This window comes from Micromonospora sp. URMC 106 (assembly GCF_051386395.1).
Taxonomy (GTDB): domain Bacteria; phylum Actinomycetota; class Actinomycetes; order Mycobacteriales; family Micromonosporaceae; genus Micromonospora.
Window position 1 is genome coordinate 1 of the sequence record NZ_JBPQTP010000141.1, and the last position, 15,303, is coordinate 15,303.

At 74.4% G+C, this 15,303-nt stretch carries 13 protein-coding genes and 1 pseudogene; 6 read left to right on the forward strand and 8 right to left on the reverse strand.

The features are described 5' to 3' along the window. The 3 genes and pseudogenes from ACSNOB_RS28810 to ACSNOB_RS28820 all read left to right on the forward strand — a co-directional run. A pseudogene (locus ACSNOB_RS28810) lies at positions 1-300 on the forward strand (ATP-binding protein); the annotation flags it as partial. Beyond that, complete coding sequence (locus ACSNOB_RS28815; RefSeq protein ID WP_393112164.1) at positions 297-689, forward strand: roadblock/LC7 domain-containing protein; 393 nt, start codon at positions 297-299, stop codon at positions 687-689. The pseudogene ACSNOB_RS28810 and the gene ACSNOB_RS28815, both read left to right, overlap by 4 nt. Next, entirely contained in the window at positions 686-1,654 is a 969-nt protein-coding gene (locus ACSNOB_RS28820; RefSeq protein ID WP_436690185.1) for a TAXI family TRAP transporter solute-binding subunit, read from the forward strand. Before ACSNOB_RS28815 ends, ACSNOB_RS28820 begins: the two co-directional genes overlap by 4 nt. 10 nt (positions 1,655-1,664) lie before the next feature. Here ACSNOB_RS28820 and ACSNOB_RS28825 read toward each other — a convergent pair whose 3' ends face one another. From ACSNOB_RS28825 to ACSNOB_RS28835, 3 genes are all read right to left on the reverse strand, one after another. Beyond that, entirely contained in the window at positions 1,665-2,201 is a 537-nt protein-coding gene (locus tag ACSNOB_RS28825) for a hypothetical protein (protein ID WP_436690187.1), read from the reverse strand. After that, positions 2,202-4,094, reverse strand: a complete 1,893-nt coding sequence (gene dnaG / locus ACSNOB_RS28830) for a DNA primase (protein WP_436690189.1) — start codon at positions 4,092-4,094, stop codon at positions 2,202-2,204. Positions 4,095-4,223: 129 nt separating this feature from the next. Beyond that, the gene (locus ACSNOB_RS28835) at positions 4,224-4,628 is read right to left on the reverse strand and encodes a MerR family transcriptional regulator (protein ID WP_436690191.1); all 405 of its coding nucleotides are present in this window, start codon (positions 4,626-4,628) and stop codon (positions 4,224-4,226) included. Between the two features lie 91 nt (positions 4,629-4,719). Here ACSNOB_RS28835 and ACSNOB_RS28840 point away from each other — a divergent pair, with 91 nt between their 5' ends. Continuing rightward, a complete protein-coding gene (locus ACSNOB_RS28840; protein ID WP_436690193.1) occupies positions 4,720-5,388 on the forward strand; it encodes an SDR family NAD(P)-dependent oxidoreductase in 669 nt (222 codons plus the stop codon). 58 nt (positions 5,389-5,446) lie between these two features. Here the strand turns inward: ACSNOB_RS28840 and ACSNOB_RS28845 are convergent, their stop codons facing one another. The 4 genes from ACSNOB_RS28845 to ACSNOB_RS28860 all read right to left on the reverse strand — a co-directional run bounded on the left by ACSNOB_RS28845 (position 5,447) and on the right by ACSNOB_RS28860 (position 9,703). Next, complete coding sequence (locus ACSNOB_RS28845) at positions 5,447-7,084, reverse strand: BCCT family transporter (protein ID WP_436690195.1); 1,638 nt, start codon at positions 7,082-7,084, stop codon at positions 5,447-5,449. Between the two features lie 126 nt (positions 7,085-7,210). After that, positions 7,211-8,047: a siderophore-interacting protein gene (locus ACSNOB_RS28850; RefSeq protein ID WP_436690197.1), complete on the reverse strand. Its 837-nt coding sequence runs from the start codon at positions 8,045-8,047 to the stop codon at positions 7,211-7,213. A 29-nt stretch (positions 8,048-8,076) separates the two neighbouring features. Continuing rightward, positions 8,077-9,360 (reverse strand): deoxyguanosinetriphosphate triphosphohydrolase, encoded by a 1,284-nt coding sequence (locus ACSNOB_RS28855; RefSeq protein ID WP_436690199.1) that lies wholly within the window; start codon positions 9,358-9,360, stop codon positions 8,077-8,079. Then, entirely contained in the window at positions 9,350-9,703 is a 354-nt protein-coding gene (locus ACSNOB_RS28860; protein ID WP_436690201.1) for a VOC family protein, read from the reverse strand. The genes ACSNOB_RS28855 and ACSNOB_RS28860 overlap by 11 nt, the downstream gene beginning before the upstream one ends. 212 nt (positions 9,704-9,915) lie before the next feature. Here ACSNOB_RS28860 and ACSNOB_RS28865 point away from each other — a divergent pair, with 212 nt between their 5' ends. Beyond that, positions 9,916-10,383 (forward strand): roadblock/LC7 domain-containing protein, encoded by a 468-nt coding sequence (locus ACSNOB_RS28865; protein ID WP_436690203.1) that lies wholly within the window; start codon positions 9,916-9,918, stop codon positions 10,381-10,383. Positions 10,384-10,490: 107 nt separating this feature from the next. Here ACSNOB_RS28865 and ppdK read toward each other — a convergent pair whose 3' ends face one another. Beyond that, a complete protein-coding gene (gene ppdK / locus ACSNOB_RS28870; RefSeq protein ID WP_436690205.1) occupies positions 10,491-13,199 on the reverse strand; it encodes a pyruvate, phosphate dikinase in 2,709 nt (902 codons plus the stop codon). Positions 13,200-13,490: 291 nt separating this feature from the next. Between ppdK and ACSNOB_RS28875 the strand changes: the two genes are divergently transcribed. After that, on the forward strand, positions 13,491-15,303 hold a 1,813-nt coding region (locus ACSNOB_RS28875; protein WP_436690207.1), incomplete at its 3' end, for a beta-N-acetylhexosaminidase.

Sequence of the window (15,303 nt, forward strand, 5' to 3'; positions counted from 1 at the left end):
CCGTTCGGCGCCCCCGCGCCATCCCCGCCGTTCGCCGCCCCCGCGGCGCCTGCGCCGGTTTCCACTCCCGCGGCGCCCCCGCCGGGTCCGGCGCCGGCCGCCACCACCGAGGCCGGGCTGCCGCGCCGCACCCGGGGCGGTCAACTCCCGGCCCCGCTGCACGACGCCCCCGCGCCGCGCCCGAAGGACGACCTGCTCGACCCCGAGCTGGTGCGGTCCCGGCTGTCCGCGCTCGCCCAGGGCGTCGCCGCGGCGACGCGACGTACCCAGCAGACGACACCCCCCAGGAGAACCCCATGACCCCTTCCGCGCGCACCGGCCTCGACTGGCTGCTGGCCAACTTCGCCGAGCAGGTGCCGGACGTGTCGCACGCCCTCGCCGTGTCCGGCGACGGGCTCCGGCTGGCGGCCTCCCCCGACCTCGCGCCCGACCAGGTGGACCAGCTCGCCGCCGTGATCAGTGGCCTGGCCAGCCTGACCGTCGGTGCCGCGCGGCTGATGTCCGCGGGCCGGGTACGGCAGCAGATCGTCGACATGGACGGCGGGGTGATGCTGGTGATGGCGGTCGGCGAGCGCGCGCTCGTCGGGGTGCTGGCCGCGCCCGGCTGCGACCTCGGCCAGATCGGCTACGAGACCGCCATGCTGGTCCAGCGGGTGGCGGAGGCGCTGGAACCGGCGGTCCGGGCGTGACCGGACGGCCCCGACGCCTGCTGGCCGCCCTGCTGGTGGCCCTGCTCGCCACCGGCTGCGGTACGGCCGAGGCCGGTCCGCGGCCCTGGCACGACGGCCGGATCTTCCTCGCCACCGGCAACACCACCGGCGTCTACTACCAGTTGGGCGGCGGCTACGCGGACGTGATCAGCCGCCACCTGCCCGGCTACGAGGCCCGGGCCGAGCCGACCGGGGCGTCGGTGGAGAACATCAACCGGCTGGCCAACGGCGACATGGAGATCGCGTTCAGCCTCGCGGACACCGCCGCGGACGCCGTGCTGGGGCGCGGGGCCTTCGCCGGCCAGCCCCAGCCGGTCCGGGCGTTGGCCCGGGTCTACAGCAACTACACGCACGTGATCGTCCGCGCCGACGCGCGGATCACCACGCTGGCGGGGCTGCGCGGCAAGCGGGTCTCCACCGGCTCGCCGAAGTCCGGCACGGACATCCTCGCCGGGCGCCTGCTGACCGCGGCTGGCCTCGACCCGGACCGGGACGTCCGCCGGGCCACGCTGTCCCTGCCGGAGACGGTCAAGCGGATGCGGGCCGGCACACTCGACGCGATGTTCTTCGCCGGCGGCCTGCCCACGCCGGGCATCGCCGACCTGCTCTCCGGCGCCCCGGGAAGGTTCGCGCTGCTGCCGATCGCCGACCTGATCGAGCCGCTCGCCGCCCGGCACGGGCCGGTCTACACCACCGCGGAGCTGCCGAGGGAGGCGTACGGCACGACGAGCGCCACGCCGACCGTCACGGTGGCGAACGTGATCCTGGTCGGCGCCGACATGCCCGACCAGTTGGCGTACGACCTGACCCGGCTGCTCTTCACCTACCAGGCCGACCTGGTCAGCGTGCACCCGGAGGGCGGCAACTTCACCCGGCAGAGCGCCGCCGGCACCGACCCGATCCCGCTGCACCCCGGCGCGGCCCGGTTCTACCGCAGCGGGTGAGCGGCGCCGGTCAGGCGTCCGCCGGGGCGCTGGCGGCGCGGGCGGCGGCGACGAGGCGGTCGACCTCGGCGAGCACGTCGGGGTCGTCCGCCGGGGTGCCGGGATCGAGGCGCACCGTCCAGGTCAGGCCGTCCACGCCGGGCACCCGCCGGGCGGCGATCCGGCCGGCGCCGCCGGGCACCGGCTGGTGCCGCGTGTACGCCACCGAGCGGGTGACCCGCTCCCGGACCTGGTGCGGCAGCTCCCCCGGGTCGAGCAGCAGGTAGGTCTCGGCCGGGCAGTCCGCCACCACCAGGTAGCCGTCGCGCTCGGCGACCCGCTCCGCCGGCGTGACGGTGAGCTCCCGACCGGACCACACCGCCTTGAGGATGTCGTGCCAGCCCAGCCGGTGCGCCCGGCCGGGCAGCCAGAGCCCGAGGTTGCTGGCCACCACCACGCCGTCGCCCTCGCCGTTGCCGGCCGCGGCCCAGGCGAGCACCCGCTCGTCGGGGGCCAGCGGCGGCCGGTCGGCCGGCGGCAGCTTCGGCCTGCGGCGGAACAGTCCCATCTACAGCCCTCCCGCGGCCTGCTCGCGCAACGCCCGGGCGTGCTGCTCCAGCGAGAGCAGCTCACCGAAGGCGGCGAAGTACTCGTCCTTGTTGTTGACCGGGTTGATCCGCTGGATCCGGGACTTCAGGTCCCTGATCCGGCCGGTCACCGAGCCCCACTGCAACCGGGCCATGGTGACCGACACGTAGCGCGGGTCGGGCTCGCCGTCGATGCGCAACGGCTCCACGGCCAGCTCGCCGACGAGCGCCCGCGCCGCGAGGTCCTCGCAGGCGTCGCGGACCGACTCGATCCATACCGCGCCGCCGGTCGCCGTGGCGGCCCCGCCGACGGCCGCGACGGCCGCCCGCACCGCCACGTGCACGGGGTGGCGGTACTCGGACGCCTCGACGGCGTCGAACATCGGCCCGGCCAGCACCGGCTCCTGGAGGGCGAGCTTCAGCGCCTCCCGCTCGACCATCGACTGCGGGTTGTCGACGACCGGCTCGGCCGGGGCGGGCCGGGACGGCGGCGGGGCGTCCCGGCCGGTCGGGGCGGAGGCGGCGGCCAGCACGGCCCGCTGCACCGGCTCGATCTCCATGCCGAGGTCGCCGGCGAGCTTGCGGACGTACTCCGGGCGCTTCTCCCGGTCCTTGATCTTGGCAACCAGCGGCGCGGCCCGGCGCATCGCCTCCACCCGGCCGTCGACGGTGTCGAGGTCGTACCGGTTGATGACGTGGCGCAGCGCGAAGTCGACCAGCGGCTCGCGGCGGGCGACCAGGTCGCGGACCGCCATGTCGCCCTTGGCCAGGCGCAGGTCGCACGGGTCCATGTTGTCGGGGCTGACCGCGATGAAGGTGCGCCCGACGAAGCGCTGGTCGTCCTCGAAGGCGCGCAGCGCGGCCTTCTGGCCGGCGGCGTCGCCGTCGAAGGTGAAGATGATCTCGCCGGCCACGGCGTCGGTGTCGAGCAGCAGCCGGCGCAGCACCCCGATGTGGTCGGCGCCGAACGCGGTGCCGCAGGTCGCCACGGCGGTCGGCACCCCGGCCAGGTGGCACGCCATCACGTCGGTGTAGCCCTCGACCACGACCACCTTGCCCTGCTTGGCGATCTCCCGCTTGGCCTGGTCGATGCCGTAGAGGACGTGCGACTTCTTGTAGATCGGCGTCTCGGGGGTGTTGAGGTACTTCGGGCCGTCGTCGTCCTCGAAGAGCTTCCGCGCGCCGAAGCCGATGACGTCGCCGGTGAGATCGCGGATCGGCCACATCAGCCGGCGGCGGAACCGGTCGATCAGCGTGCCGGAGCGCGACGGCCGGGACAGCCCCGCGGTGACCAGCTCGTCGTGGGTGAAGCCCTGCTGGCGCAGGTGCTTGGTGAGCAGGTCCCAGGCGTCCGGGGCGAACCCGCAGCCGTAGCGCTCGGCGGCGGCCCGGTCGAAGCCGCGACGGGCCAGGAACTCCCGGGCCGGGCGCGCGCCGGCGGTGGTGAGCTGCGCGCGGTAGAACTCGACGGCGGCGGCGTGCGCGGCGACGAGGCGCTGCCGCTGCCCCTGCTGCGGGCGGGGCCGGGGCGCGGCGGAGTCGCCCTCGACGTAGCGCAGCTGGATGCCGGCCCGGGCGGCGAGCCGCTCGACCGACTCGACGAAGCTCAGGTGCTCGGCGTCCATCAGGAACTTGATCGCGTCGCCGCCGGCGCCGCAGCCGAAGCAGTACCAGACGTTGCGGGCGGGCGAGACGTTGAACGACGGGCTCTTCTCGTCGTGGAACGGGCACAGGCCCTTGAGGTTGCCGCCGCCGGCCGACTTGAGGGTCACCGTCTCGGAGATGACGTCCGCGATCGAGGTGCGCTCCCGGACCAGCGCGATGTCCTCGTCCCGGATCCGCCCAGCCATGTCCGCCACCCCCTCGTCGTACATCCTGCCCTGCCCGGCCCGCGGCGCGACGCCGGGGGAGGTCGTGCGGTCCGCCGGATCCGGCGGCCACGCCGCCTGACGGCCCGGCGGACGGGACGCGTCCGGCCGGTCGGGCCGCCGCCGCTCCCGGAGCTACGCCCCGGCCGGCTGCTCCCGGCCGGCGGTCCCGCGCCGGTCGCCCCGCCCCGGTATGGCGGCGAGCAGGGTGTCGAGCGCCTGTCGCTCGGTGCCGAGCCGGGCCATCGCCTCCGCGATGCGGGCCCGCTCCCGCTCCAGGTGCTCGACCATGCCCGGGCACGCCGACGGGGTCGGGCGCCCACCCTCGTCGTGTACGCAGTGCAGCACCTGCGCGATGACGGCGGTGGGCAGCCCGGCGGCGAGCAGGGCGCGGATGTGGGACACGGTGACGACGTCCGAGCCGGCGTACTCGCGGTAGCCGTTGGCCAGCCGCACCGGGCGGAGCAGCCCCTGCTCCTCGTAGTAGCGCAGCAGCCGCGGACTCACCCCTGTCTCGCGGGCCAGCGCCCCGATCCGCATGTGAGCTGCCCCATTCCCCCGTTGACCTTCACACCGATGTGAAAGCTTAGCTTTCCTCCCGTCGATGGCCGCCGGGACGAAGGAGCAGAGGATGTCAGGCGCAGTGATCATCGGGGCGGGACCGGGCATCGGACGGGCGGTCGCGCTGCGGTTCGCCCGCGAGGGCCTACCGGTCGCGGTCGTCGCCCGGACCGGGGCGACGGTGCGGGCCACGGCCGAGGCCGTCGCCGCGCTCGGCGTACGGGCCGTGCCGTTGACCGCCGACAGCACGGACGAGACGGCGCTCCGGGCGGCTCTGGACGCGGCGGCCGACGAACTGGGCCCGCCGGACGTCGTGGTGTACAACGCCGCGATCATCCAGGCGGACTCGCTCGGCGAGCTGTCCGCCAGCGCCCACCAGGCCGCCTGGGCGGTCAACGTGGTGGGGGCGCTCACTACGGCCGCGCACGTCCTGCCCGGCATGGCCCGGCGCGGCGGCGGCTCGTTCATCGTCACCGGCGGGATGCCCGAGCCGAAGCCGCGGTACGTGTCCCTCTCGCTCGGCAAGGCCGGCGTGCGGACGCTCGTGGCGCTGCTCGACCAGGAGTACGGACCGTCCGGGGTCCACGTGGCCACGGTCACCGTCGCCGGTGCCGTCGCCCCGGACACGGCGTTCGACCCGGACGACATCGCGGAGCACTACTGGCGCCTGCACACCCAGCCCCGGCAGCGATGGGAGCGGGAGGTCGTGCACGACGGGGAGACCACCGCCGGCCGGTGAACCCGGTGCGGTGGGTGCTCGACGCCGACGTGCGCGGCCACGGTCTCCGGCGCGCGGGTCACCGGGGGCGGCGCCGCAGGTAGCGCCGCACCGGTGGCGGGTCCTCCTCGTCGTACGACCGGGCGGCGCGGATCGCGGCCGCCAGGCCGGAGCGGCGCACCCGGGGCGGCGGGTTGACCGCCGGGTCCCGGGCCATCTCCCGGACCAGGGCGACGGCCAGGCCGAGCATGACCACCACGAACGGCAGGGCGACCAGGATCGTCGCCTGTTGCAGCGCGTCCAGCCCGCCGACCAGCAGCAGCACCGCGGCCACCGCGCCGATCAGCACCCCCCAGACCACCACCAGCGCGCGGTGCGGGCGCAGTGCCCCCCGGGAGGTGAGCGAGCCGAGCACCAGGGCGGCGGAGTCCGCGCCGGTGACGAAGAAGAGCGCGACCAGCACCATCGCCAGCAGGGTGGTCAGGCCCGCCAGGGGCAGCGCCGCCAGCAGGCCGAAGAGCGCCCGCTCGGTGCCCGCGCCGACGTCGGCGACCAGGTCCCGGGCGCCGGTGGCCTGCACCCGCAGGGCGCTGCCGCCCAGCACCGCGAACCAGACCACGCTGGCCCCGCTGGGCACCAGCAGCACCCCGGCGACGAACTGCCGGACCGTGCGCCCCCGGGAGATGCGGGCGATGAAGATGCCGACGAACGGGGCCCAGGAGATCCACCACGCCCAGTAGAAGATCGTCCAGGAGCCCAGCCAGTCCGGGTCGGAGAAGGCGCCGGTACGGGTGGACATGGTGACCAGGTTGCTCAGGTAGTCGCCGACCGACGCGGGCAGCACCTCCAGCGTGTAGATCGTCGGACCGGCCACGAACACGAAGACCATCAGCGCGACGGCGAGCAGCACGTTGGTCGTGGAGAGCCACTTGATGCCCCGGTGCAGGCCGGAGAACGCGGAGACGACGAAGGCCAGGGTGAGCGCGCCGATCACCACCAGTTCGACCGCGACGGTGTCCGGTACGGGGGTGAGGAGGTCCAGCCCGGCGGCGACCTGGAGGGCGCCGAGGCCGAGGCTGGTGGCCGAGCCGAAGACGGTGGCGAAGACGGCCAGCAGGTCGATCGCCCGGCCGACCGGGCCGTCCACCCGCGCGCCGAGCAGCGGTTGGAACGCCGCCGAGATCCGGTTCTCCCGCCCCTTGCGGAACGTCGAGTACGCCAGCGCGAGCGCCACCACCGCGTAGATCGCCCACGGGTGCAGCGTCCAGTGGAAGAGCGTGTACTGCATCGCCGCCGACGCGGCCGCCCCGGTGTTCGGCGCGACGCCGGTGGCCGGCGGCGGGGCGCCGTAGTGCTCGACCGGCTCGGCGACGGCGTAGAAGACCAGGCCGATCCCCATGCCGGTGCTGAACATCATCGACACCCAGGCCAGCGTGCTGAACTCCGGTTCGTCGTCGTCGGCGCCGAGCCGGATCCGGCCGAACCTCGTCGCGGCGATGACCACCGAGAGCACCAGGAAGGCGTCGGCGGCCACGACGAAGAACCACCCGAAGGTGTCGATCACCCAGGCCAGGCCGGACTCGCCGAAGCCGGCCAGGGAACCCCGGGCCAGCACGCCCCACGCCACCACGGCCAGCACGCCGCCGACGCTGAGCGCCAGCACCACCCGGTCGACCCGGCCGACGGCCGGCGTCCGGCCCCGTACCTGCTCGCTCATGCTCACCCCCCGCCCATCCTGCTGGGCACGGGGGCGACGCACGGCGGTTATCGGGGGAACTCCGGCCACGGGCGCCGGGAGGCGCCGGGCGCCGGGAGGCCGGGCGCCGGGAGGCCGGGGTGCAGGTCAGGCGGGGACGGCGGCGGACTCCTCGGCCTCGACCTGGCGGTTCCACTCGGGCTTGGTGGCGCGCCAGCCCTCGTCGTCCATGCCCCGGCGCCAGTAACCCGAGATGGAGAGCCGGTCGCGGGCGACCCCGCGCTCGACGCGGAGCAGGTGGCGCAGCTCCTTGACGAAGGTCGCCTCGCCGTGCACGAAGGCGTGCACGTCGCCGGGCGGGAACTCCAGGTCGCGGACCGCCGCGACCAGGGCCTCCCCGACCGGACGGCCGCCCCGGTGCAGCCAGGTCAGGCGCACCGCGCCCGGGCTGGCCAGCCGCTGTTCCTCCGCCGGGTCGGCGACCTCGACGAACGCGACGGCCGGGGCGCCGGCCGGCAGCCGCTCCAGGGCGGCGGCGATCGCCGGCAGCGCGCTCTCGTCGCCGACCAGCAGGTGCCAGTCGGCGTCCGGGCTCGGGGCGTACGCGCCGCCCGGGCCGACGAAGCGCACGGGGTCGCCGGGGCGCAGCGCGGCCGCCCACGGCCCGGCGAGCCCCTCATCGCCGTGGTGCACGACGTCGACGGTCAGCTCCCCGGCCAGCGGGTTCCAGGCCCGCACCGTGTACGCCCGCAGCCGGGGCCACTGCTCGCAGGGCAGGTCACGACGGATCGCGGCGAGGTCCATCGGCTCCGGGTATTCGACGCCCGGCACCGGAAAGACGATCTTGATGTAGTGGTCGGTGAACTCGCCCACCGGCAGGCCGGTCAGCTCCTCGCCGCCGAGCACGAGCCGGACCAGGTGCGGGGTGGGCCGCTCGGTGCGCAGTACCCGGGCGGACGTGACCTTCTTCGGGCGCTCCGTCATGCTGGTTAGGCTAACCTAAGTTGCTCGGGTCACCCATTCGCACCCCCCGGGCCGGCCCGGTGCGGCCGGCGCACCAGCCGCTCGTGCCAGGCCACGGCCGCCGGGTCGGTCAGCGACGCGACCTGGTCGATCACCACCCGGAGCCGGGCGGCGTCGTCCGGCGCGGCCCGCCAGAGCGGGGCGAAGACCGGGTCCAGCCCGTCCGGTGCCCGGTCGGCCAGGGCGTGCACCAGGTCGGCCAGCACCTCCCGCTGCCGTCGGTAGCGGGCCTCCGCGCCGGGCCGGCGCATGACGTACCGCAGCGCGATGCCCTTGAGCAGCGCACACCGCGCCCGGGTCCGCCGCGGCACCACGAGGTCGGCGGCGTACCGGCGGTGCGGGCCGGGGCCGTACCGCTGCTGGGTGGCCGCCACCACGGTCGAGACGAACCGGCCGGTCAGCACGCTGGCGGTCGCCTTCAGGGCGGCCTGCGCGCGGTGGCTGCCGTCGTAGCCGGCCAGCGGGGCGAGTTCCGGGTCGTCGAGCAGTTCCCGCAGCACCTCGTCGAGGTCGGCCGGGGACTCGCCGGAATAGGTGGCCGCGACGTCGGCGCAGAGCGCGCCCCGCTCGTCGGGATCGTCCAGCAGCGGACGCAGCGTGACGTACCCGCCGTGGATGCCGTCCTCGACGTCGTGCACCGAGTACGCGACGTCGTCGGCCCAGTCCATCACCTGCGCCTCCAGGCAGCGCCGGTCGTCGCCCGGCCCGCCGGCGCGCAGCCAGGCGAACACCGGCAGGTCGTCGTCGTACACCCCGAACTTGCGCTGGTCCGGGCGGCGCGGCCACGGATATTTCGCGACCGCGTCGAGCGAGGCGCGGGTGAGGTTGAGGCCGGCGGACGTGCCGTCCGGGGCGATCACCTTGGCCTCCAGCCGGGTCAGCACCCGCAGCGTCTGCGCGTTGCCCTCGAAGCCGCCGCAGCCGGCGGCCAGCTCGTCCAGCGCGTCCTCGCCGTTGTGCCCGAACGGCGGGTGCCCCAGGTCGTGGGCGAGCCCGGCGGTGTCCACCACGTCCGGGTCGCAGCCCAGCCGGGCGCCCATCTCCCGGGCGATCTGCGCGACCTCCAGCGAGTGGGTCAGCCGGGTCCGCAGGAAGTCGTCCGTGCCGGCCGTGTGCACCTGGGTCTTCGCGGCGAGCCGCCGGAACGCCGCCGAGTGCAGCACCCGGGCCCGGTCCCGCTCGTACGCCGACCGCCCGTACCCGGTGTCCTTCGGCGGCTCGCCGACCCGGCGGGCGGTGTCCGGGTCGTCCGGCCCGGCAGGCTCAGTCCCCACGCTGCCGCAGCACGCAGAACTCGTTGCCCTCCGGGTCGGCGAGCACGGTCCACCCGACGTCGCCCTGCCCGATGTCGACGTGCCGGGCGCCCATGTCGACCAACCGCTCGACCTCGGCCTCCTGGTCGTCGGGGCGCAGGTCGATGTGCAGCCGGTTCCTGGTCTCCTTGTCGTCGGCCGCCGGCACGAAGACGATGCCGGGCAGCCGGTCGGGGGACCGGCGGATCTCCACCTCGTCCGGCTTCTCGGCGACCACCTGGTAGCCGAGCGCCTCGGCCCACCAGCGGGCGAGCCGGGCCGGGTCCCGGGCGTCGACGGTCAGGCTCTCCCAGGCGCTGCTCATGCCGATCAGGTTACGCCCGGGTGGCCCGGACGGCTCGTCGCCGGCGCGCGTCGGACGGGCCCGCAACCTCCGTTCAGGCGGGAGTTGTCGGCCGATCGCCGACGGTTACGGGATCGCGGTCCGGCATGGCCGGCGGTAGCGTTCCCGGCGCGGAACGTGACCATACTGAGGGCTCGACGGTGGGAGAGACACCCGTGGACGCGGATACGATGATGGGAACGGAGTTGCGAGGGCTGCGCCGGCGCCGCCCCGAGGTGGCGGGCACGGTGCTGGCCGGCACCGACGGCCTGCTGATCTCCAGCGACCTGCCGGCGACGGACGCCACCCACCTGGCGGCGCTCGCGGCGGCGAGCTTCGGCCTCGGCCACCGGGTGGCCGACACCGTGCGGCACGGTGAGTTCCGTGAGTCGGTGCTCCGCACCACGGCCGGGGCCGTGGTGACCTATCCGGCCGGGCGCAACGCCCTGCTGACGTTGGTCGCCGACGACGCCGCCGACCTGGAGGCACTGCACGCCGACGCCCGGGCGGTGGCCCGGCGCGCCGGCTCGGTGCTGGACACCCGCCGGCCGGTCGGGGTGACGCCGGCGTCCGAGTCGCACGCCCCGCTCGCGGCCCGCCCGCCGGGAAGCGCCCTGCCCCGGCGCGCCACCCACCACACCTGGCGCCGCCCGCCGCTCTGAGCCTCGCCGGCAGCAGACGACGCGGTCGCGCCGGCACGGGTCGTCGCACGACAGCGGCGGCGGACCCGGTCCCGGATCCGCCGCCGCCCTGCCGAACCACCGTTGCGTCAGCGGCTGTCGGAGCCGTCCGTCTCCACCACGGCGCGGCCGGCCTCCAGCCGGGCGACGGGCACGCGGAAGGGCGAGCAGGACACATAGTCCAGGCCCACCTCGTGGAAGAAGTGCACCGAGTCCGGGTCGCCGCCGTGCTCGCCGCAGACGCCGAGCTTCAGCTCCGGCCGGGCCGCCCGGCCCTCCTCCGCGGCGATCCGGACCAGCCGGCCCACGCCGTCCCGGTCGATCGACTCGAACGGGGAGATGCCGAAGATGCCCAGCTCCAGGTAGCGCCAGAAGAACGCGCCCTCCACGTCGTCGCGGGAGAAGCCCCAGGCCATCTGGGTCAGGTCGTTGGTGCCGAAGGAGAAGAACTGCGCCGCCTCGGCGATCTGCCCGGCGGTCAGCGCCGCCCGCGGCACCTCGATCATGGTTCCGATCAGCACGTCGACCGCCTTCTCCCGGGTCACCTCCTCGATGATCTTCTCCGCCTCGGCGCGTACCGTCTCCAACTCCTGCACCGCGCCGACCAGCGGGACCATGATCTCCGGCCGGGGGTCGCCGCCGCTCTGGGCACACGCGACCGCCGCCTCGACGATCGCCCGGACCTGCATCGCGAAGAGTCCGGGGATGACCAGGCCGAGACGGACCCCACGCAGGCCCAGCATCGGGTTCTCCTCGTGCATCCGCCGGACGGCGGCGAGCAGCGCCTCCTCCTTGGCCACGTCCTCGCCGCGCTCCTGAGCGACCGCGACGTTGACCGCGAGCTGTTCCAGCGGGGGCAGGAACTCGTGCAACGGCGGGTCGATCAGCCGGACGGTGACCGGCAGTCCGTCCATCTCCCGGAAGATCTCCACGAAGTCGTCCCGCTGCAACGGCAGCAGCGCGGCGAGCGCCTCGTCCCGCTCGTCGTCGGTGCGGGCCAGGATCAGCCGCTCGACCAGCTCACGACGGTCGCCGAGGAACATGTGCTCGGTGCGGCAGAGGCCGATGCCCTCCGCGCCGAACCGCCGGGCCCGGGCGGCGTCCGCGCCGGTGTCGGCGTTCGTGCGGACGGCCAGCCGCCGCTTGGCGTCGGCGTGCGACATGATCCGGTGTACGGCCCGGACCAGCGCGTTGTCGATGTGCTCCGGGTCGAGGCTGCCCTCGAAGTACTGCACCACCTCGGAGGGCATGACCGGCACCTCGCCGAGGTAGACCTTGCCGGTGGTGCCGTCGATGCTGACGATGTCGCCCTCGGTGACCGTCTGCCCGGCGACCGTGAACCTCCGCTGCGGGATGTCGATGTCCAGCTCGTCCGCGCCGGAGACGCAGGTCTTGCCCATCCCCCGGGCCACCACGGCGGCGTGGCTGGTCTTGCCGCCGCGGGAGGTGAGGATGCCCTTCGCGGCGATCATGCCGTTCAGGTCGTCCGGGTTGGTCTCCCGGCGGACCAGGATCACGTCCTCTCCCTCGGCGGCCAGCTCGACCGCGCGGGCGGAGGTGAAGACGACCTTGCCCACCGCCGCGCCCGGGGACGCGCCGATGCCCTTGGCGACCGGCTGGAACTCGTGGTCGAGCTGGAAGCGCGGGAACATCAGCTGGGCGAGCTGCGCGCCGTTGACCCGGTGCAGCGCCTCGTCGAGGTCGATCAGGCCCTCGTCGACGAGCTGGCCGGCGATGACGAACGCCGCCGCGGCGGTGCGCTTGCCGACCCGCGTCTGGAGCATCCAGAGCTTGCCGCGCTCGATGGTGAACTCGATGTCGCAGAGGTCCTTGTAGTGGCCCTCCAGCCGAGCCATGTACCTGAGCAGCTCGTCGTACGACTTCTTGTCCAGCTGCTCCAACTCCTGCAACGGCACGGTGTTGCGGATGCCGGCGACGACGTCCTCGCCCTGGGCGTTGGCCAGGTAGTCGCCGTAGATGCCCTGCGCGCCGCTGGCGGGGTCGCGGGTGAACGCGACGCCGGTGCCGGAGTCCGGGCCCAGGTTGCCGAAGACCATCGACACCACGTTGACCGCGGTGCCGAGGTCGGCCGGGATCCGCTCCTGGCGTCGGTAGAGCACCGCGCGCTCGGCGTTCCACGACTCGAAGACCGCGCGGATGGCCAGGTCGAGCTGCTCCCGCGGCTCCTGCGGGAACTCCCGGCCGGTGTGCTTGAGGAAGATCTTCTTGTACTCGTCGACCAGCCCGCGCAGGTCGTCCGCGTCGAGGTCGAGGTCGTTGGTGGTGCCCTTGGCGCGCTTGGCCTCGTCGAGCGCGTGCTCGAACTCCTCGCCCGGCACCTCGCAGACGGTCTTGCCGAACATCTGGATCAGCCGGCGGTACGAGTCCCAGGCGAACCTGTCGTTGCCGCCCGCCTGGGCGCTCAGGCCGACCACGCTGCGGTCGTTGAGGCCGACGTTGAGGACGGTCTCCATCATGCCGGGCATGGAGAACTTGGCCCCGGACCGGACGGAGACGAGCAGCGGGTCCTGCGGGTCGCCGAGGCGCCTGCCCATCGCCCGCTCGAGCGAGGCGAGGTGGGCGGCGATCTGGTCGGCGAGCCCGTCGGGCTCCTCGCCGGTGGCCAGGTACGCCTTGCAGGCCTCGGTGGTGATGGTGAAGCCCGGGGGGACCGGCAGGCCGAGGTTGGTCATCTCGGCCAGGTTGGCCCCCTTGCCGCCGAGCAGGTCCTTCAGGTCCTTGTTGCCCTCGGCGAAGTCGTAGACGTACTTGTGTTCCACCGTCTCTTGCGCTGCCACCAGAAGCCTCCCACGCGCGCCGTTCCGACACTTAACGAAGGTTCAGTTGCTCCCATACCCCGGAGCGGACCACCGGTAATCCCGATGCCATGCCGGCTGGTGGGCGAAGGCTAAGCGAACATCGCGTGGCCTGGGACCGTTCGGTGACAATAGGCACAGCTATCACGACTATCCGCGTTCGTACCGGTTGTTGGGAACGCTTCCACGCGCACGATCACGCAATTTCGGCCTCTCTCGTACTCTTGACGTCACGTGTTTCGGTGAACCTCACCTTTGCCATAACAGCCGCAAATACACCCCCTCGGAGTCGTCGCCGTGCCAACCGTTCCCACCGCCGCCCCGGAGCCCCTCGATCCGTCCGCCACCGGGCCGGACGACCGGGCGGCCGGGCACGTCGACCTGCCGGTCCACGCGCCCTCCGCCGCCGAGCTGGCCCGCGCGGCGGCCCGGACGGCCGACAGCCTGCTCGCCCCGGCGGCCCCGATCCGGCTCGGCGACGTGGTGCCCGCCCCGGAGCTGGTCGCGCCGGACCCGACCGCCGACTTCGTCCTCACCGCCGAGGCGGTGATCCGGGTGAGCGCCGGCGACGCCGTCCGAGCCGTCGGCGAGCAGCTCGCCGCCCTGCTCCGGCCCGCCACCGGCTACCCGCTGCCGGTCGCCGACGCCACCCGGCCCGAGCCCGCCGGCGGCATCGCGCTGGCGCTGGTCGACTCCGGCGACCTCGGCGCGGAGGGCTACCGGCTCGACGTGACGCCCGACGGGGTGCGCATCCAGGCGGCCACCTCCGCCGGTCTCTTCTTCGGCGTGCAGACGCTGCGGCAGCTCCTGCCGGCGGCGATCGAGAGCCCGTCGCCGGTGGCCGAGCGCTGGGCGCTGCCCGGCGGCTCGATCACCGACCGCCCCCGGTTCGCCTACCGAGGGGCGATGCTCGACGTGGCCCGGCACTTCTTCGGCGTGCCCGACGTGCTGCGGGTGATCGACCACCTGGCCCGCTACAAGCTCAACCACCTGCACCTGCACCTCACCGACGACCAGGGCTGGCGGATCGCGGTCGACTCCTGGCCCCGGCTGGCCACGGTCGGCGGGGCGGGCGAGGTGGACGACGGCCCCGGCGGGCACTACACGCGCGGCGACTACCGGCGGATCGTGGCCTACGCGGCGCGGCGGCACATCACCGTGGTGCCGGAGATCGACCTGCCGGGGCACACCCACGCGGCGCTGACCGCGTACGGGGAACTCGCGCCGGACCGCATCGCGCCGCCGCCGTACACCGGCACCGAGGTCGGCTTCAGCTACGTCGACCCGGCCAGCGAGCGGACGTACGAGTTCGTCGCCGACGTGCTCGGCGAGATCGCCGCGCTCACCCCCGGGCCCTGGCTGCACATCGGGGGCGACGAGGCGTTCAAGGTGCTCCCCGACGCGTACGCCGCCTTCGTCGAGCGCGCCCAGCGGATCGTCGCCGGCACCGGCAAGACGGTGGTCGGTTGGCACCAGATCGCGCCCGCCGGGCACGCCGAGGGGCGGGTGCTCCAGTGGTGGGGGACGACGGGCGAGGACCCGGTCACCGCGGACGCCGTCCGCCGGGGCGCGCGGCTGATCCTCTCCCCCGGCAACCACGCCTACCTCGACATGAAGTACGCCCCCGACACCCCCATCGGGCACGACTGGGCGGGCCTGATCGACGTCCGCCGGGCGTACGACTGGGATCCCGCCACCCACGTGGCCGACGTCCCGGCCGACGCGGTGCTCGGCGTGGAGGCGCCGCTGTGGACCGAGTCGGTCACCTCCCTGACCGAGGTCGAGTTCATGCTCTTCCCCCGGCTGCCCGCGATCGCCGAGCTGGGCTGGTCGCCCCGCGCGGCACACGACTGGGCCGGGTTCCGCGACCGGCTGGCCGGGCACGGCGCACGCTGGGCCACCGCCGGCATCGCCTTCCACCGCTCGCCGGAGGTCCCGTGGCCCACGGAGCCACCGGCTTCCGCCGCCCCGGAGGCGGCGATCCCCACGGAGCCCTCAGCTCCCGCCACGCCGGCAGCGGTCAGGGCGGTCTTACGCAGGATGTCGGTACGCATGGTGGTCTTCACCTTTCGTTCGGGGGTACGCG